Annotated in this window: 15 protein-coding genes and 1 other RNA gene; 7 read left to right on the top strand and 9 right to left on the bottom strand. The window is 63.5% G+C overall.

Translation table 11 applies throughout. The annotated features are described in order from the left end of the window. Nucleotides 1-18: 18 nt before the first annotated feature. The 6 genes from menC to bshC are packed head-to-tail and all read right to left on the bottom strand — an operon-like array spanning nucleotide 19 to nucleotide 5,472. Nucleotides 19-1,143, bottom strand: coding sequence for an o-succinylbenzoate synthase (gene menC / locus LAN37_04025; GenBank protein MBZ5646374.1), 1,125 nt, complete (start codon nucleotides 1,141-1,143; stop codon nucleotides 19-21). 3 nt (nucleotides 1,144-1,146) lie between these two features. Further along, a complete protein-coding gene (locus LAN37_04020; protein ID MBZ5646373.1) occupies nucleotides 1,147-1,914 on the bottom strand; it encodes a GNAT family N-acetyltransferase in 768 nt (255 codons plus the stop codon). Next, on the bottom strand, nucleotides 1,911-2,813 hold the full coding sequence (mazG, locus tag LAN37_04015; GenBank protein ID MBZ5646372.1) for a nucleoside triphosphate pyrophosphohydrolase: 903 nt from the start codon (nucleotides 2,811-2,813) through the stop codon (nucleotides 1,911-1,913). Before mazG ends, LAN37_04020 begins: the two co-directional genes overlap by 4 nt. Before the next feature lie 53 nt (nucleotides 2,814-2,866). Continuing rightward, nucleotides 2,867-3,523 carry a glycerophosphodiester phosphodiesterase gene (locus LAN37_04010; protein ID MBZ5646371.1) on the bottom strand — a complete coding sequence of 219 codons (657 nt, stop codon included), beginning with the start codon at nucleotides 3,521-3,523 and terminating at the stop codon, nucleotides 2,867-2,869. Nucleotides 3,524-3,528: 5 nt separating this feature from the next. After that, entirely contained in the window at nucleotides 3,529-3,834 is a 306-nt protein-coding gene (locus LAN37_04005; GenBank protein ID MBZ5646370.1) for a hypothetical protein, read from the bottom strand. A 33-nt stretch (nucleotides 3,835-3,867) separates the two neighbouring features. Further along, the gene (gene bshC, locus LAN37_04000; GenBank protein MBZ5646369.1) at nucleotides 3,868-5,472 is read right to left on the bottom strand and encodes a bacillithiol biosynthesis cysteine-adding enzyme BshC; all 1,605 of its coding nucleotides are present in this window, start codon (nucleotides 5,470-5,472) and stop codon (nucleotides 3,868-3,870) included. 266 nt (nucleotides 5,473-5,738) lie between these two features. Here bshC and ssrA point away from each other — a divergent pair. Further along, nucleotides 5,739-6,103, top strand: a transfer-messenger RNA (tmRNA) gene (ssrA, locus tag LAN37_03995). 192 nt (nucleotides 6,104-6,295) lie between these two features. On the opposite strand, the gene katG is transcribed toward ssrA, so the two are convergent. The 3 genes from katG to LAN37_03980 form a co-directional block, all read right to left on the bottom strand. Beyond that, on the bottom strand, nucleotides 6,296-8,482 hold the full coding sequence (gene katG, locus LAN37_03990; GenBank protein ID MBZ5646368.1) for a catalase/peroxidase HPI: 2,187 nt from the start codon (nucleotides 8,480-8,482) through the stop codon (nucleotides 6,296-6,298). Nucleotides 8,483-8,623: 141 nt separating this feature from the next. Then, nucleotides 8,624-9,079 carry a transcriptional repressor gene (locus LAN37_03985; protein ID MBZ5646367.1) on the bottom strand — a complete coding sequence of 152 codons (456 nt, stop codon included), beginning with the start codon at nucleotides 9,077-9,079 and terminating at the stop codon, nucleotides 8,624-8,626. A gap of 398 nt (nucleotides 9,080-9,477) precedes the next feature. Beyond that, nucleotides 9,478-9,714, bottom strand: coding sequence for a hypothetical protein (locus tag LAN37_03980; protein ID MBZ5646366.1), 237 nt, complete (start codon nucleotides 9,712-9,714; stop codon nucleotides 9,478-9,480). 264 nt (nucleotides 9,715-9,978) lie between these two features. Between LAN37_03980 and proC the strand changes: the two genes are divergently transcribed. The 6 genes from proC to LAN37_03950 all read left to right on the top strand — a co-directional run bounded on the left by proC (nucleotide 9,979) and on the right by LAN37_03950 (nucleotide 17,248). Beyond that, the gene (gene proC, locus LAN37_03975) at nucleotides 9,979-10,803 is read left to right on the top strand and encodes a pyrroline-5-carboxylate reductase (protein ID MBZ5646365.1); all 825 of its coding nucleotides are present in this window, start codon (nucleotides 9,979-9,981) and stop codon (nucleotides 10,801-10,803) included. A gap of 307 nt (nucleotides 10,804-11,110) precedes the next feature. After that, nucleotides 11,111-12,919, top strand: a complete 1,809-nt coding sequence (gene ilvD / locus LAN37_03970) for a dihydroxy-acid dehydratase (protein MBZ5646364.1) — start codon at nucleotides 11,111-11,113, stop codon at nucleotides 12,917-12,919. Nucleotides 12,920-12,934: 15 nt separating this feature from the next. Further along, nucleotides 12,935-14,647 carry a biosynthetic-type acetolactate synthase large subunit gene (gene ilvB / locus LAN37_03965; protein ID MBZ5646363.1) on the top strand — a complete coding sequence of 571 codons (1,713 nt, stop codon included), beginning with the start codon at nucleotides 12,935-12,937 and terminating at the stop codon, nucleotides 14,645-14,647. A 7-nt stretch (nucleotides 14,648-14,654) separates the two neighbouring features. Further along, nucleotides 14,655-15,212 carry an acetolactate synthase small subunit gene (ilvN, locus tag LAN37_03960; protein ID MBZ5646362.1) on the top strand — a complete coding sequence of 186 codons (558 nt, stop codon included), beginning with the start codon at nucleotides 14,655-14,657 and terminating at the stop codon, nucleotides 15,210-15,212. Between the two features lie 57 nt (nucleotides 15,213-15,269). Further along, a complete protein-coding gene (gene ilvC / locus LAN37_03955) occupies nucleotides 15,270-16,289 on the top strand; it encodes a ketol-acid reductoisomerase (GenBank protein ID MBZ5646361.1) in 1,020 nt (339 codons plus the stop codon). An 8-nt stretch (nucleotides 16,290-16,297) separates the two neighbouring features. Further along, nucleotides 16,298-17,248 carry a branched-chain amino acid transaminase gene (locus LAN37_03950; protein ID MBZ5646360.1) on the top strand — a complete coding sequence of 317 codons (951 nt, stop codon included), beginning with the start codon at nucleotides 16,298-16,300 and terminating at the stop codon, nucleotides 17,246-17,248. The last annotated feature ends 112 nt before the right edge of the window (nucleotides 17,249-17,360 follow it).

The following is a 17,360-nucleotide window of genomic DNA, read 5'->3' as shown; positions in this document are numbered from 1 at the left end:
GCGTTACGTTCAGTGGGCTCAGGTGCAGTCGGAGCCGGCGCGGAAAGTCTCCTTGCGCACGGTCAGCTTTTCGATGAGTTCGGTCTTGACGCGGTAGCCGAGGCCGGGGGACTCGGGGACGCGGATGAGACCGTCGGGGGTGACTTCGACCTCGGGATCGATGATGTCTTCCTTCCAGTAGCGCTTCGAGGCCGACACATCGCCGGGCAGGCGGAAGTTCTCAAGGGTGGAGAGCGCGATGTTGAGGGCGCGGCCGACGCCAGACTCGAGCATGCCGCCGCACCAGTTGGCGGTGTTGCGGTTGCGGCAGACGTCGTGGACGCGAACGGCTTCGGTCAATCCGCCCACTCTTCCCTGCTTGATATTGATGATGCGGCATGCGCCGAGGTCGGCGGCGGTGTCGGCGTCGCGCGCGTGATGGATGGATTCGTCGAGGCAGAGCGCGGTCCGGAGCTGCTTCTGAAGGCGCGCGTGGAAAAAGATGTCGTCGTTCCACAGGGGCTGCTCGATCATGAGCAGCCGGAACTGGTCGAATTTCTTCAGGTGTTCGACCTGGTCGAGCGTATACGCCGAGTTGGCGTCGCAGCTGAGCACAATGTCGGGCCAGCGCGAGCGGATGCGCTCGAGCACGGTGATGTCCCACCCGGGCTTCACTTTCACCTTGATGCGACGGTAGCCGGCGGCGAGTTCGATGGCGATCTTGTCCAGAAGATGCTCGACCGAATCCTGGATGCCGATGGAAACGCCGCACTCGATCTGTCGGCGCGTGCCGCCGAGCAGGCGCCAGAGCGGCTGGCCCGCCTGGAGAGAAAATGCGTGCCAGAGTGCGGCTTCGACTGCGGCCTTGGCCATGCGGTGGCCCCGAACGTGAGTGAAGAGCGAGACGCAGTCGGAGGGGCGTTCCAGGGGTCTGCCGACGGTGGCCGGGGCGAGAAACTGGGAGATCACGTACCACGCGGTCTCGGTGGACTCTTCGTTGTAGAACGGACCCTCGCCGGCGACGCATTCGCCCCAGCCGTCGACGCTCTCGCAGTGCGCGGTGACCAGCAGGATGCGGCGCTCGGAGGTTCGCCCGAAGCTCGTCTCGAAGAAATGGACGAGCGGCATGCGGATCTCGCGGAGCGTGAGGGCTTCGATCTTCATGGTCTAGGGTTCCGAAGCGTAGGACCAATCTTCATCCCAGCGCGCCAGCAGATAGGTGCCGTCGCCGCGCTTGGTGCGCCGGAAGCCGAGGACGACGAGCCCGTCGCGGAAGGCGGCGAGAAACTTCTCGCGGTTGCGCGCCTGGATGTCGCGCGCCTTGTCCCGGGTCTCGGGCTTCGACTTCCACGTGTAGATGTCGGCAGGCACGGAAACGGTATGCACGGGCACGACCGGCGGATGAGCGCCGGTCGCGATCAGCTTCTCGACCCACTGCGAACGCACCCACCATTCGGCAACCAGGCGGTCGGTGGGCAAGCCGCCCCACAGGGGAGATGTGGCGACGCCATACTGGTTGATGTTGTAGCGCCGGGCGATCGCGCCCAGGCGTTCCAGGTTGAGGAAAGCGTTCTTGATCTCCAGCGGGTCGAAGGTCCACTCGATGAGGTCGAAGCCGCGCATGAGGGCGTCGTCGCGCTGCGCCATCTTGATGCGGCGGCCGATGCCGGTGTTGCGGTGGTCCTCGCGGACCGCAAGCATGTGCGAATGCAGGTACTGGTGTCCGCCGCGGCTCCCGGGAATGGCCAAAGCGAATCCGATGAGCCGGCTCTGCTCGAAGGCGCCGATGACCTGGCCTCCGATCTTGCTGGCGACCACGAACATGCGCAGGGGCACGACCTCGATGTCGTCGAAGCCCCAGACTTCTTTCTGCAGGACGACGCAGGCCTCGAACTCCTCGACCGCATGGCAGTGGCGGATGGAGAGCTCGCTCATGTGCGGTGCGGTTCCTGCTGCTTGGACCTTTGCCACAAGGATTCCATCTCGTCCATCGAGGCCTGCTGCGGGGAGCGGCCCGACTTGCGGAGCTCCTCCTCCAGCCACTGAAAGCGGCGTTTGAACTTGCGGTTGGTCTTGCGCAGGGCAGACTCAGGATCGAGCGACAGGTAGCGCGCGATGTTGACCAGCACGAAGAACATGTCGCCGACCTCGTCTTCCATGCGGGAGCGCAGATCCTCGGGGATGGCGACGCCGCGCGCGCCAGCCACGCCGCGAAGCTGCGGCCGCGGCCCCGGGGGCGGCAGCTTGGCTACCTCGCAGCGCAGTTCGCCGGTCTCTTCCCCCAGCTTCTCGAAGAGTCCCTCGATGTTCGGCCAATCGAAGCCGGCGTGAGCGGCGCGAGAGCTGAGCTTGTAGGACTCGAGCAGTGCGGGGATGGCCGAGGAGATGCCGGCCAGCACGGATCTCGATTCGTCTCCGGGTTTCGCGGCCTTGCCTCCGCCGGCAGCCAAACGCTTCTTCTTCTCCTCCGCCTTGAGCGCCTCCCAGTTGCGCAGGACGTCGGAGGAAGTCTCGGCTTTCACATCGCCGAAGACGTGCGGGTGCCGGTCCACGAGCTTGTTGGAGAGCCGGTCCAGGACATCGTCGATGGAAAAGCGTTTTTCTTCCTGCGCCATCTCCGCGTAGAAAAGCACCTGGAGCAGCAGGTCGCCGAGCTCGCCCGTGAGCTCGTCCCAGTCGCGGTGGTCGATGGCTTCGAGGACTTCGTAGGTCTCCTCGAGGGTGTAGGGCTTGATGGAATCGAAGGTCTGTTCGCGGTCCCAGGGACAGCCACCCGGGGCGCGAAGGCGGGCCATGATGCCGACCGCCCGTTCGAATTTTTCACCGGTGGACATGCGGAAAAGATTTAAACACAGTTGACGGTCCGCAGTCGTCCCCTTTCCCCCCATCAGCCGCCGCGGAGCGTTGCGCTGAGAAGTCTCGTATCGTCGGAGATGATCCCGTCCACTCCCCACTCCGCAAGCTGGAGCATCTCCCTTTCGTGATTCACGGTCCAGACCAGGACCTTGCGCCCGGCGGAGTGAATGTCGTCCACGAGTTCGCGCGAGACGAGGCGGTGCTGCGGCAGGACGTATTGCACGTCGAGCGCGGCCCAGCGCATGAGTCCCTCCCCATGCTCGAAGAGGAAGCCGCGAGGAGTGAGCGGATCGCGGGCGCGCAGGACGTCGAGCACATCGGGCAGGAACGATGAGACCACGTAATCCCGCAGCTTGTGCTCGCGCCGGGCGGTGATCACGGCGTCTTCCAACTGCGGGACCTTCAGCTCGAGGTCAAGAAAGGCGCGGCCGGCATAGCGTGACACAACATCTTCCAGGCAGGCGACGGAGCTCACCGCCGACTGGATGTCGGCGTAGGTGCTTTCGGCGACCGTAAGGTGATGGAGCTTGGGGTCGTGGCAGAGGATCGACCGTGCGTCGCCGGTGCGCCGGAGGTCGAATTCGAAGCCATCACAGCCGTGGGTTAGGGCGAGATCGAAGGCCTGGAGGGTGTTCTCCGGGGCGTAACGCCGCGCGCCACGATGGCCAAGGAGGAGAGGGCGAGGCATGACCGCTAGTCGAGGTCGATGTCGCGGATGAACTTCTCGTCAGGAGTTTCTTTTGCCTTCTTGACCGCCTCCTGGAATTTCTTTTCCAGCAGGTTGGCCTTGTTTTTCTCGGCGTCCACGGCCTGACGGAAAAGAGATTCCTTGCGGCTGTCCTGCTCGTGCATGGCCTTGGCGGCGGCATCGAGGTCGGCAAACATCTTCACGCGCGGAGGCGGGGTGTGAGAGATGACCGCCTGGTCGGAAGCGTCCACCTTCAGCACGGCACTACAGCAGGGACAAGTGACGTCGAACTGTTTGGCGCCCTTCGCCATAGCGGAATCATACCAGTTCTCCGTTCACAGCTGTCAGAGGTAGACGATCTGATGGTCCGGACAGGAGGTCTGGGCGGCGTCGTAAAGGCGGAGCAGGAGCTGAGTGCTGTGGCGGGCGAGGTAGGAGATGCCGGCGACCTCGCGCTCCTGCAGATTCTTATTGGGATGCAGCGCCGCGCTCAGTTCGGAGGCGTGGCGAGCCTGGTCCTCGCCACGGCGGAGCTGGGCGCGGGCGGCGCGCTCGCGCAGGCGCTCGATCTGGTAGCGCATCTTGGACGCGGCCGTGGCAGCGGCGTCCAGCAAGGTCTTATCCACGCGCTCCAGAACTGCGTTGAGCTGGAGCAGCGAATCGTCCACAGACTTGGATACCTGGCCGAAGGTCGCATTCAAATCCTCGGGCAAGGTGTGTTCGGCCAGAAGGACGCGCAGGTGCTCGTCGCCGTGGAAGGTGTCGGTGACCTTGATCTGGTAGCGGTCCAGCAGGCGCTTGATGCGGGCCTCGACCAAGGTGGCGGCAAAGCGCGGCAGGATGGGCGTAACACGCCCCAGTAGTTCCTCGTAGACCACCGCCGCTTGGGCGAAATACGCGACTTCGGCCGGGCCACCGACGTAGGCCAGCGTCGGGAGCAGGTAATCCTGCACCACCGGGCGCAGCAGAACGTTGGCGCTGAACTCCTGGGGTGCGGCGGCGATGCGCGCCACCAGCTCCGATTCCGACAGCTTTTCGCCGACGATTTCGAACTTTCCGTTGGCGCGATGGACGGGAAAGCGGCCGCCGTCCTGCTGCGCGAATAGCAGGGTGGATTCGGAAGTGACATGGACCTGGACGTGATAGCCGGCGGATTCGAGCAGCTGGTTGCGACGAAAGAGGGCTTCATCGAGGTCGGCAGCCCCGACCGCCGCGGCCCGGTACACCGAGGCCGCCACCTGGCGAAGTTCGGGGTCGGAGGCATCGAGCAGTACCACGCCGGAATGCTTGAACAGCCGGGAGAAGAGTGTGCCGAAGGCGCTGCCGAAGGTCTCGCCGGCACGGTAACTCTGGCGCAGAAAATCGGCGGCCTCGGAATCGCCCAGTGCCTGCGCGGCTTCGGCGGCGAGAGACTCCATGTCGGCGCCGAAACGGATGGATCCGACCGGCGCATTTTCGGTCCCTCGCGCCGACGTGAAGAATCGCTTCAGGGAGTTGTCGGCCGCAAACAGCGTGACGTGGTTGACCTCTTCGAGATCGTGGTCTTCCGTGGCCAGCCAGAAAACCGGGACACAGTCCACTCCGCCCTGGGAGAACTCTGTGGCAAGCTTGACGGCGGTCAGGGCCTTGTACAGAGAAAAAAGCGGTCCGCCGAAGAGCGTGACCTGCTGCCCGGTGACGATGACCGAGGCCCCCGAGCGCAGGCGGGCAATGTTGTCGAGGGTCTCCTGGGAGGCGCCCCAGGCGCGGTTCTGCCGGTCGAGGATGGCGGCGACACGCTCACGTCGCTGCTGGTCGTAGCGGATGCGTCCGGCTTCTTCTGATATCCAGGAGCGATCGAATGGCGGGCGCGGATAGAAAGAGCGCGTTCTCTCGAAGTGATTCAGGTAGTCCGCGAATAATGCGGTGGTATGCGGGATCGCGGAACACGGTAAACACTCCGATGACATCCATTCTCCTGGGACCGCCAATTCTACCGGCAAGGGGGTTGGATGTGGTTTTGACGTGCGGGATGCAATTTTGGGAAGCAGTCTTCAGTCGGCTGTCCGCCGTGATCCATGACCTTCCCTGAGTCTTGCGCCACTGGAAGCATCTCTGTAACCGATTGACTCCCACGCAGATACGGTCTACCGTGGAAGTAGATCTTTGACTCGCTGCAAGGGCCCGAGAGGCCCTGTTGTGGCCAGTCCCGACCACCCCGACCGGGGTGCCAAGTGGGGGCGTCACGGCTTCGACGGAAGAGCTTGCGGCTGAGAGGCATGCCGGGGTGCACACACCCGAAATCGCGTGCAAAACAACAATTGCCAACACTGAACTGGCATACGCTGCTTAATTAGTTAAGTAGCCGTCCTCCGCGGCTTCGTCCGCGGGCTGCGGAAGGGCGTCGCACAGCGGGCTGGCTCTGAGTCCTACGTCTGGGGGCTTGGGGCGAGACTTTCAGGCTAGCCAATCGCGTTTCTTGTCCGTTTCTGAGCGCGAGAGGCGAATGTTTCCGGCAACGGAAGCGGGAACGGACTAAGCATGTAGGCTCTTTGCCAGTGACCCTTTCGGACGCGGGTTCAACTCCCGCCGCCTCCACCAATCTTCGCCTTATGAGTAATGCGGATTGAGGTCCTTCGCCGAACTTCGTTCCGGCTCAGGATTTCGCCTGCGGGCTCCCGCCTCGCCTGCGGCTCGGCTCACGCCCGCAAAACGGCTCAAGTTCAACTCCCGCCGCCTCCACCATGTAAGTAATTTATTATCAATGTTGACAGCTCTCTTCTTCCGCCGAGCTCAGGCAAGGTCGTAGCGGTCAAGGTTCATCACCTTGTTCCACGCAGCCACGAAGTCCTTCACAAACGCCTTCTTCGAGTCGTCACATGCGTAGACTTCCGCGATTGCCCGCAGCTGCGAGTTCGAACCGAACACAAGGTCGACACGCGTGCCGGTCCACTTGATTTTGCCCGTCGCGCGATCGCGCCCCTCATACACGCCTTCGGATGTAGAGGACGGCTCCCACTTCGTATTCATGTCGAGCAGGTTGAGGAAGAAATCATTCGTCAGCGTCTCGGGCCGGTTGGTGAAGACGCCGTGTTTGGAATGCCCGAAGTTAGCATTCAGGGCGCGCAGGCCACCGATGAGAACCGTCATCTCGGGGGCAGTCAGCGTCAGCAACTGCGCCCGATCCACCAGCAGCTCCTCCGCCGGCATTTGGTGTCCGTTCCGGAGGTAGTTGCGGAACCCGTCCGCGGTCGGCTCCAGTACAGCGAATGAGTCCACGTCGGTCTGCTTCTGCGAAGCATCCGTGCGCCCCGGCGAGAAGGGAATCTTCACCTTGTGCCCGGCCCTTTTCGCAGCTTCCTCGACAGCTGCGCAGCCGCCCAGCACGATCAGGTCGGCAAGCGAGACCTTCTTCCCGCCGGACTGCGAGCTGTTGAACTCCTTTTGGATCGCGCCCAGCGTCTTGAGAGCCTTCGCCAGTACGACCGGCTGGTTTGCTTCCCAATCCTTTTGCGGAGCCAGGCGAATGCGTGCCCCGTTCGCCCCGCCGCGCTTGTCGGAGCCGCGGAACGTCGCCGCCGACGCCCAGGCAGTGGTGACCAGTTGGGAGATCGACAGTCCGGATTTGAGGATCTTGGCCTTCAGAGCAGCGATGTCCCGCTCCCCGATCAATTTATGATCCACTCCGGGAACAGGGTCTTGCCAGAGCTGGGGCTCCTTCGGAACGAGCGGGCCAAGGTACCGCGAGATCGGGCCCATGTCGCGGTGCGTCAGCTTGAACCACGCTCGCGCGAACGCGTCTGCGAACTGATCCGGATTCTCGTAGAAGCGCCGTGAGATCTTTTCGTAAGCAGGGTCGAACCGCAAGGAGAGATCAGTGGTCAGCATGGATGGCGCGTGACGCTTGGATGGATGGTGCGCATCCGGCACCGTACCGGCGCCTGCGCCATTCTTCGGTCTCCACTGATGTGCACCGGCCGGGCTCTTGGTCAGTTCCCATTCGTAGCCGAACAGGTTCGCGAAGAAGTCGTTGCTCCACTTCGTAGGCGTCGTGGTCCAAATGACTTCCAGGCCGCTGCCGATCGCGTCACCCCCTTTGCCCGTGCCAAACTTGCTCTTCCAGCCGAGGCCCTGCTCCTCGATGCTGGCGGCTTCCGGCACTGGGCCCACCAGTGACGCGTCGCCAGCGCCGTGGGTCTTGCCGAACGTGTGCCCGCCGGCAATGAGCGCAACGGTCTCCTCGTCATTCATCGCCATGCGGGCGAACGTCTCTCGGATATCCCGTGCTGCGGCAACTGGATCCGGCTTTCCATCGGGCCCTTCCGGATTGACGTAAATCAGGCCCATCTGAACCGCGCCGAGAGGATTCGCCAGATCACGATCGCCGCTGTAGCGCTCGTCCGCCAGCCACTTGCCTTCCGGGCCCCAGTAAATGTCCTCTTCGGGCTCCCAGACGTCCTCGCGCCCGCCGCCGAAACCGAAGGTCTTGAACCTCATCGACTGCAATGCCACGTTACCGGCGAGAATCATGAGGTCGGCCCAGGAGATTTTCCGGCCGTATTTCTGCTTGATCGGCCAGAGCAACCGGCGCGCCTTATCGAGGTTCACATTGTCCGGCCAGCTATTCAGGGGCGCAAAACGTTGTGTGCCAGAGCCTGCCCCGCCGCGGCCGTCGCCGATGCGGTACGTACCCGCGCTGTGCCACGCCATACGAATGAAAAGTGGTCCATAGTGGCCGAAGTCGGCCGGCCACCAATCCTGCGAGTCCGTCATCAAGGCATGCAGGTCCTTGATCACAGCATTCAGGTCGAGGCTCTTGAATTCTTCCGCGTAGTTGAACCCCTTGTCCATAGGATCGGACAGGGGGGAGTGCTGGTGCAGGATTTTCAGGTTCAGCTGATTCGGCCACCAGTCCGCATTCGTCGCGGCCGCATGTCTGCGAGCGCCGCCCATTACCGGGCACTTGGATTCGGTTGACATGTTTTGCTCCTGCTTGGCGAGTTCTTTTTCCATGAGTTCATCCTCCTTCGTACTAGCCCAAAAGGACTGCGATGAAATAAAAAACCATCCAGGCTTTCCCATTCGCGCAATCGCCGGCCGCGCTTTGCCGACGCGGGCCATTCATCGGGTATCCACGCGCCTGCGACACTTTACGGGAAGCGTGTTGCGGAGCGCGCACTTCGTGCAGAGTCCCCGGAAAATGAGTTCGCATTCGCGAAGAATCCGCTTACCGAGAGAGCGCGAGGCAGGCCTGGGCACGTCGTACCACTCGATGTCCTCAACATTGCCGCAGCGGTCGCAGATGAAGTGGTGATGCCGCATGCCTTTCGCATCGAATCGCGCGGCGCGGCCCTCGACGGCCACTTCACGCACCAAACCCGCCTGCACCAGGTCCCGCAGATTGTTATAAGTCGTGGCCCTTGAAGAGCGCGGATCCACGCGATTCACGGCTTCGAAGATTTCCGCAGCCGTGGAATGCCTGTTGTTTTCCATCAAGAATGCCATCACGGCGTAGCGCTGCGGAGTGCACCGCAACCCGCTGCCTCGCAAGGACCTTTTAATCGCCTCGGCGTCCATGAATGATTTAGATTCTATCTAATGTGCAATTTTGTCAAGACTCAGGACTTTTGGTTGACCTGCCCCCGGAGAATTAGTCCACGGGGAATGTGACTTCTCGATGTCGGATGACCCGCCCAGGGCCAGAGGAGGAATCCTGAGGCAGAGTGGTTCAGCGAAGAACAGATCTCGATGTGACGGAACGGAAATCTCGCGTACTTAATACGTACCAGATATCCTCGTATCCCGCGTTTCAAGAGATTGCAGCGTGCTTAGTTTTCAATAAGCTGCTTATTTGCAACACGGCTGCACAATTCAACTCCCGCCGCCTCCACCAATCTTCGTCTTATGAGTAATGCGGATTGCGATCCTTCGGCCGAGCTTCGGTCGGCGTACAGGATTTCGCCCCTCGACTCCGCTCAGGAGAGCGGTGCGATCCTCTTGGCGTTGGGGGTCAAAGGAATTGCCACGGGCATGGTCGCCTCCGGCCTCCAGAAAGGATTGTCGAGGCCGGCGGGCGGTTCCGGTGGCTTGGGAACATCCGGCAGAGCCACGATCCTCTTCGCATCCGACGCCGCAGCATTCCGCTGTGAGGGAGGATGGCAAAAGCAGGGAGCGTCGTCGTCGTAATCGGTATGGCAGAACGGACAGAACATGGCGTCTCCTAGGAAGAGAAAACTACTTCTCCTTCTTACCCGCCACAGAGCGCAATGAGAAACTCAAAATTTGGATGAGAGCTATCGGAAGAACCGAAGCGAACTGGTTCACGTCTGAGAAAACCGGAAACGTACAATCGGTTGCTAGTACGATGGGGGTTCCCGTCGCCAGAAAGGCCCCGCCCACGCCGGGTGGAGGACTGGACGGGAGAAAGCTGGGCAAGATCGGTGAAACGAACCGGACGAAAGACAAAAGAACGAACGCTGGAGCCTGCTCTCGCGAGCAAGCGCGTAGCGGTGATCGGCACAGGCAAGATCGGGAGCATCCTGCTGCAAGCCCTACTGCAAAAGGGCCTGCCCGCGGGACGCGTGCGGGCCTCCGTGCAGCATGCGGAGAGCGCGCGGAGCCGCAGCCGGTCCCTGGGCATCGCGGTGGGAACGGACAATCGTGAAGCGGTCCGGAACGCCGACATCATCCTGATCTGCGTGAAACCTCCGGCCGTCGGTCCGGTGCTGGAAGAGATCGCTCCGGTGGTGACCAAGAAACAGTTCGTCATTTCGGTGGCGGCATCGGTACCGACCAGCTACATGCAAGCGCGCCTGCCCGCCGGCGTGCCGGTGGTGCGCGCCATGCCGAATACGCCGTGCATGGTGGGGTGCGGGATGACGGGCATCTGCAAAGGAGCGAACGCCAACCAGTCCCACCTGGAGATCGCGCGTCATCTGTTCGAAACGGTGGGCAGGACGGTGTTCGTCGACGAGAAGCACATGGACGCGGTGACCGGCCTCTCGGCGAGTGGCCCCGCGTTCGTGTACATCATCCTGGAATCACTCGCCGAGGCCGGCGTGAAGGTGGGCCTGCCGCGAGACATCGCGACGCTGATGGCGGCGCAGACGGCCATGGGGGCCTCCCAGGTCGTGCTGCAGACCGGCGACCATCCGGCTCTGCTCAAGGACGCGGTCACGACGCCCGCCGGCTGCACCATCGATGGCATCCTCGAACTCGAGGAGGGCAAGCTGCGCGTCACCTTGATCAAGGCGGTGGTCAAAGCGGCGGAGCGGGCCAAGGAATTGATGTTTGCGGAATAGCCCCTGCGCGTGCCGGAGCGGCGTGCTCCGGCACTCCGGGCGTCGCTCCTGATTTTTCGATAGCTCCAATCGAAAATTTACGCGTACGCCTGGTCGTCGATCCCGCGTATATTGCCCTTTCACATGTCACACGTTGGCCAGAACACGGTAGGGGTACTGCTGCTTATCGGCGTAAGCGTAGTACTGCTTATTACCCCCGTTCTGGCCGGCAGGACTTGAGCTAAGTAAAGCAAGAAGCTTAAGCCCACCGCCAGAAGCAAATGGCGAGTGGGCTTTTTCATTTTTCATAGAACGATTAGGAGTCTTCATGGCAACGCGGCAGCCGGCCCCCCAGCCGAATTTCTTCGGTGAACCGCGCGACTTTTCGTCCCTAGCGGCGACGTCGGAACCGTCCAAGCGACCACCGCAGGCGAGCTTGTTCGGCGGACCGCGCGAGACCCAGAGCGGACCGCTGCGCAAACAGCGCAGCGGCGCAGTGACCGACGGGGCCAGCCGGGCGCCGGCGCGCGCCATGCTGAAGGGTGCAGGCTTCACCGACGCAGATCTGCAACGCCCCATCGTCGGCATCGCCAACACCTGGATCGAGATCGGCCCCTGCAATCATCACCTGCGGCAACTCGCGGAATACGTCAAGCAGGGCATTCGCAGCGCCGGCGGCACGCCGATGGAATTCAACACCGTGTCCATCTCCGACGGGATCACGATGGGCACGGAAGGCATGCGGACCTCGCTGGTGAGCCGCGAGGTGATCGCAGATTCGATCGAACTGGTGGCGCGCGGCAATCTCTTTGACGCCCTGATCGTCCTAGTGGGATGCGACAAAACCATCCCGGCGGCGGTCATGGCCCTGGTGCGCGTGAACGTGCCCGGCCTAGTGCTGTACGGAGGCTCGATCGCGCCGGGGAGCTTTGAGGGCCACGCCGTCACCATCCAGGACGTGTTCGAGGCGGTCGGCGCTCACGCCAAGGGGCAGATGAGCGACGCGCAGCTGGCGGCGCTGGAGAACAGTGCCTGTCCCGGGGCCGGCGCCTGCGGCGGCCAGTTCACCGCCAACACCATGGCTACCGCCTGCGAGTTCCTCGGTATCGCGCCCATGGGGGCCTCCAGCGTGCCCGCGACAGACCACAACAAGGCCGGTGCCGCGTGGAAAGCGGGTGCGATGCTGATGCAGCTCTACTCCCGCGATCTCCGGCCCCGCGAGATCATCACCCGCGAATCGATCGAGAACGCCATCGCCAGCGTCGCCGCCACGGGCGGCTCCACCAACGCCGTGTTGCATCTTCTGGCGATCGCGCGGGAGGCCGGCGTCTCCCTCAGCATCGACGACTTTGACCGCATCAGCGCCCGGGTACCTCTGCTCGCCGATCTAAAGCCAGGCGGCAGGTTCGTGGCCACCGATCTGTACCAGGCGGGGGGCACGCGCCTGGTGGCGCAGCGGCTGCGGCAGGCTGGCCTGCTGCACCACGACGCCATGACGGTGACGGGACGAAGCATTGGAGAAGAGGCTGGCGAGGCGCAGGAAACGGCTGGGCAAGAGGTGGTGCGCCCGTTGCAGCGTCCGCTCAAGACCAGTGGCGGCATCGTGATCCTGAAGGGCAATCTCGCGCCGGAAGGCTGCGTGGTGAAGGTCGCCGGACACAACCTCCTGCAATATCGGGGGCCGGCCCGCGTGTTCGACAGCGAGGAGCAAGCCTTCGCCGCGGTGCAGAGCGGCGGCATCCGCGCCGGCGACGTGGTGGTCATCCGGTACGAGGGGCCGCGGGGCGGACCAGGCATGCGCGAGATGCTTGCGGTCACAGCCGCGATCAGCGGTGCGGGGCTCGGTGACTCGGTGGCGCTGATCACGGATGGGCGGTTCTCCGGGGCGACGCACGGACTGATGGCAGGCCACGTCGCTCCAGAGGCCGCGTGTGGAGGTCCGATCGCCGCGCTGCGCGACCGCGACATGATCGTGTTCGACATACCGCGCCGGGAGTTGCGCGTGGAGCTGTCGCAGGACGAGATGAAGGCGCGGCTGGCGGGCTGGAGCGCGCCCCAGCCGCGTTACGCCAGCGGCGTGCTGGCCAAGTACGCGCGGCTGGTGTCGTCGGCGGCGCAGGGAGCGGTGACGGAGTAGCGAAAGGAAGCAGAGATGAAGAAGACAGGCGCGGAGATCATATGGGATTGCCTGGTGCGCGAGGGCGTGACGCACGTGTTCGGCTACCCCGGCGGAGCCATCCTGCCGACCTACGATGCGATCTGGAAATATCCGATCCACCACGTGCTGGTGCGTCACGAGCAGGGCGCGACCCATATGGCCGACGGATACGCGCGCGCCAGCGGAGGGGTCGGAGTCGCGATCGCGACTTCGGGCCCGGGAGCCACCAACATGGTGACCGGCATCGCCACCGCCATGCTGGATTCCTCCCCCATCGTGTGCATCACAGGCCAGGTGGGCAGCAAGCTGATCGGCTCCGACGCATTCCAGGAGATCGACATCACGGGCATCACGCTGCCCATCACCAAGCACAACGCACTGGTGACGCGCCCTGATGAGGTCGCGCGCACCCTGCGGGAGGCGTTCCATATCGCGCGTGCGGGCCGTCCGGGCCCGGTGCTCGTGGACATCACGAAGGACGCGCAGCAGGGCTCGTGCGAATTCGATTGGGAGCAGGCAGTACCGCAGCTGCCCGGTTTCCGGCCTTCTCTGGGTTGCGACCCGGCGGAATACGACAAGGCACTCGAGCTGATCAACCGTGCCAAGCGCCCGCTGATCCTGGCCGGTCACGGCATCATGCTCTCGGGCGCGACCCAGGCGCTCCGGCAGTTCGTCGAGAAAGCCAATGTCCCGGTGGCCATGACCCTGCTGGGGATCGGATGTCTTCCTGCACAGCACCCGCTGAATCTCGGAATGATGGGCATGCACGGCGAAGCCTGGGTCAACCACGCGATCCAGGAGGCGGACCTTCTGATCGCGCTGGGCATGCGCTTTGACGATCGCGTGACCGGGAACCTGAAGACCTACGCTCGTCATGCGGCCAAGATCCACGTCGAGATCGACCGCGCCGAGATCAACAAGAACGTCAAAGTGGATGTCGCCCTGGTGGCTGACGTCGGCGAGGTGCTGGAGCACCTGGCGGCGCAAGCGGAACCTGGCGACCGGTCTGACTGGCTGGCCCACATCGCGGAGATCAAGGGCGACTCGGCGGTGCGGGACATCCAGAACCTGCCGGACAGCGGGCACCTGTATGCCGCCCACGTCATCAACGACCTGTGGCGCGAGACCAAGGGCCACGCGCTGGTCGTCTCCGACGTCGGCCAGCACCAGATGTGGGAGGCGCAGTACTACCACCACGCGGAACCGCGCTCGCTGATCACCTCCGGGGGACTGGGCACCATGGGCTTTGCCCTGCCGGCCGCCATCGGCGCCAAGTTCGCGCGGCCGGACGCGGAGGTCTGGGTGGTGGTCGGGGACGGCGGTTTCCAGATGACCATGGCGGAGCTGGCGACCATCGGCCAGGAAGGCCTGGACATCAACATCGCGCTCATCAACAACGGCTATCTGGGCATGGTGCGGCAGTGGCAGGAGTTCTTTTACGACGGCCGCTATCACGCCACGCCGTTGCGCAATCCGGATTTCGTGAAGCTGACCGAGTCTTTCGGCCTGCGCGCCATGTCGGTCCGGGAACGCTCGCAGGTCGGCCCAGCGGTGCAGGAGGCGCGGAGACACCGCGGCGCGTGCCTGATCGAGTTCCACGTGGAGAAGGAAGACACGGTCTACCCGATGGTTCCGGCGGGCGCGGACCTGCACGAGATGATCCGGCGGCCCGCACCGCAGCAGCAGGCCGCAGCCGCAGGGAAATGAGGAGACGATGCTGAACACGTTCGTCGTGTACGTCGAAAACAAGCCAGGAGTCCTGAACCGAGTTGCGTCGCTCTTCCGCAGGCGGGCATTCAATATCGAATCGCTCACCGTCGGCCACACCGAGCAGCCCGGCGTGTCGCGCATGACCATCACCGTGGAGGCCGATGTGCACGCGGCGCAGCGCATCGAGGCGTACCTCTACAAGCTGGTCAACGTGCTGCACGTGCAGAACGTGAACGGGTTGCCGGCCATCTTCCGGGACCTGGCCATGATCAAGGTCGCGGCCGACGAACACAGCCGCACCCACCTGATGCAGTTGGTGACGGTGTTCCGGGCGCGCGTCGTAGATGTGGCCCCGGAGTCCATGGTCATCGAGATCACGGGGACCGAAGACAAGATCGACGGCCTGCTCGAGGTGCTGCGGCCGTACGGCGTGCTGGAGATGGTGCGCACCGGAAGGGTCGGGATGTTACGAGGACCGAAATCGTACTTTTCGGCCACCAGCCAGACACAGGCCACGACGACGACAGCCGAGCAGTCGGAAGACGTCCAGTGTTCGGTCTAAACACGCACTGACTCGAGCGGCAGGCGAACAGTGACGACGAAAGCGAGGAAGACGCTCATGGCAACCATGTATTACGACGATGCGGCGGATCTCGAGCTCATTCGCAAGAAGAAAGTGGCCATCATCGGCTATGGGTCGCAGGGGCACGCCCACGCTCTGAATCTGAAGGACAGCGAAGTGGCGGTACGCGTGGGCCTGCACGATGCGAGCCGCTCTCGCAAGGCCGCCGAGACAGCCGGATTGACCGTCTGCGGCGTGGGACCGGCGGCGGCGTGGGCCGACGTGATCATGCTGCTCGTCCCCGACACCGCCCAGCCGGAGCTCTACCGCCATTGCGTCGCGCCCCAACTCAAGGCGGGCAAGATGCTGATGTTCGCCCACGGCTTCAACATCCGCTTCAAGACCATTGAGCCGCCGAAGGATGTCGACGTGACCATGATCGCGCCTAAGGCGCCCGGGCACCGCGTGCGCGAACTTTATCAAGAGGGCGGCGGAACGCCGGCGCTGCTCGCCGTGCACCAGGACGCGACCGGCCAGGCCAAGGCCCTCGCCCTGTCTTACGCCAAAGCGCTCGGAGTGACCCGGGCGGGCGTCATCGAAACCACCTTCACCGAGGAGACGGAAACCGACCTGTTCGGTGAGCAGACGGTCTTGTGCGGAGGCGTCAGCGCGCTGGTCAAGGCGGGGTTCGAAACCCTGGTCGAGGCCGGGTACCAGCCGGAGATCGCCTACTTCGAATGCCTGCACGAACTGAAGCTGATCGTGGACCTGATGTACCGCGGGGGGCTGAACTACATGCGGTACTCGGTCAGCGACACGGCGGAACACGGCGACTACACCGGAGGCCCGCGCATCATCACCGAGGAAACCCGCCGTGAGATGCGGAAGATCCTGGCCGAGATCAAGGACGGTACCTACGCGAAAAAGTGGATCGCCGAGAACCAGAACGGCCGCCCGTGGTTCAAGGCGACCCGCAGCCGCGAACAGGACCAACTGCTGGAGAAGGTGGGCGCCGAATTGCGGAAGATGATGCCCTTCCTCGATGCGGTGAACGTAAGACCAGATCTACAGGGGTGAGGAGAGTCATGAGTCAGACGTCACAATTCGTTTGGATGAACGGCAAGCTGGTGCCGTTCGAAGAGGCCACTCTGCATTTCATGACACCGGGACTGCACTATGGGATCGGCGTCTTCGAGGGGATCCGCTGCTACCAGACCAGCGACGGGCCGGCGATCTTCCGCCTGGGAGACCATCTCGAGCGCCTGCTGCAATCGGCGCGCGTGCTGGGCTTCATCGAGTTGCCCTTCTCGCTCTCCGAGCTGACCGAAGCGACCAAGATGGTGGTGGCGGCGAATGGCTTCGCCGAGTGCTACATCCGGCCATTGATCTATCTGGCCGAAGGCGGGTGGAACCTCAGCGTGGACTGCGGGGTCCCGCACGTCGGCGTGGCGGTTTGGAAGTGGGAAAGCTATCTGGGCGAGGAGGCGCTTCAGCAAGGGGTGCGCGCCAACACGGCCTCGTTCACGCGGCACCACCCGAACGCCTCCATGACCAAGGCGAAGATCGCCGGCAACTACGTCAACTCGGTGCTGGCCAAAACGGAGTCGCGGCGGCTGGGTTTCGACGAAGCCATCATGCTCGACCCGCACGGGTACGTCGCCGAGTGTACCGGCGAAAATCTTTTCCTGGCGCGGAACGGCGTCCTCTACACGCCGCCAACCGCCGCCATCCTCGATGGGATCACGCGCGACACACTGCTGGCGCTGGCACGCGACCTCGATGTCACCGTCATCGAGGAACACATCTCCCGCGACCGGCTCTACACCGCGGACGAAGTGTTCGTGTGCGGCACTGCGGCGGAAGTGATCGCCTTGCGTGAGATCGACTTCCGTCCGATCGGCGCGGGCCGCACTGGTCCGATTTGCCGGAAATTGCAGCAGGGGTTCCGCGAGGTGACCCGGGGCCATCATCCCCGCTCCGCCGATTGGCTCGAACACGTGTCCGTGACGGAAGTGGGATACGGGCACGGGGTCTGAGTCCCACTTTGGTACTCACGGGGAACCGAATCCACGACGCGCCGTCGGAGTTCCGCTGCGGTGCGCAATAACAATTTCTAATCGAGGCGATAAGTAGTTTTGATTTCCTTGA

The sequence above is a fragment of the Terriglobia bacterium genome (assembly GCA_020073495.1).
In the GTDB taxonomy this organism is placed as follows: Bacteria; Acidobacteriota; Terriglobia; order Terriglobales; family Acidobacteriaceae; genus JAIQFD01.
The sequence above is the reverse complement of the archived record's forward strand: the minus strand, read 5'-3'. Positions and strand labels throughout refer to the sequence as shown.

Bases quoted from the DNA above. Each gene is read 5' to 3' on its own strand.
- menC (MBZ5646374.1), bottom strand. From the start codon at position 1,143: ATGAAGATCGAAGCCCTCACGCTCCGCGAGATCCGCATGCCGCTCGTC.
- LAN37_04020 (MBZ5646373.1), bottom strand. From the start codon at position 1,914: ATGAGCGAGCTCTCCATCCGCCACTGCCATGCGGTCGAGGAGTTCGAG.
- mazG (MBZ5646372.1), bottom strand. From the start codon at position 2,813: ATGTCCACCGGTGAAAAATTCGAACGGGCGGTCGGCATCATGGCCCGC.
- LAN37_04010 (MBZ5646371.1), bottom strand. From the start codon at position 3,523: ATGCCTCGCCCTCTCCTCCTTGGCCATCGTGGCGCGCGGCGTTACGCC.
- LAN37_04005 (MBZ5646370.1), bottom strand. From the start codon at position 3,834: ATGGCGAAGGGCGCCAAACAGTTCGACGTCACTTGTCCCTGCTGTAGT.
- bshC (MBZ5646369.1), bottom strand. From the start codon at position 5,472: ATGTCATCGGAGTGTTTACCGTGTTCCGCGATCCCGCATACCACCGCA.
- katG (MBZ5646368.1), bottom strand. From the start codon at position 8,482: ATGTCAACCGAATCCAAGTGCCCGGTAATGGGCGGCGCTCGCAGACAT.
- LAN37_03985 (MBZ5646367.1), bottom strand. From the start codon at position 9,079: ATGGACGCCGAGGCGATTAAAAGGTCCTTGCGAGGCAGCGGGTTGCGG.
- LAN37_03980 (MBZ5646366.1), bottom strand. From the start codon at position 9,714: ATGTTCTGTCCGTTCTGCCATACCGATTACGACGACGACGCTCCCTGC.
- ilvD (MBZ5646364.1), top strand. From the start codon at position 11,111: ATGGCAACGCGGCAGCCGGCCCCCCAGCCGAATTTCTTCGGTGAACCG.
- ilvB (MBZ5646363.1), top strand. From the start codon at position 12,935: ATGAAGAAGACAGGCGCGGAGATCATATGGGATTGCCTGGTGCGCGAG.
- ilvN (MBZ5646362.1), top strand. From the start codon at position 14,655: ATGCTGAACACGTTCGTCGTGTACGTCGAAAACAAGCCAGGAGTCCTG.
- ilvC (MBZ5646361.1), top strand. From the start codon at position 15,270: ATGGCAACCATGTATTACGACGATGCGGCGGATCTCGAGCTCATTCGC.
- LAN37_03950 (MBZ5646360.1), top strand. From the start codon at position 16,298: ATGAGTCAGACGTCACAATTCGTTTGGATGAACGGCAAGCTGGTGCCG.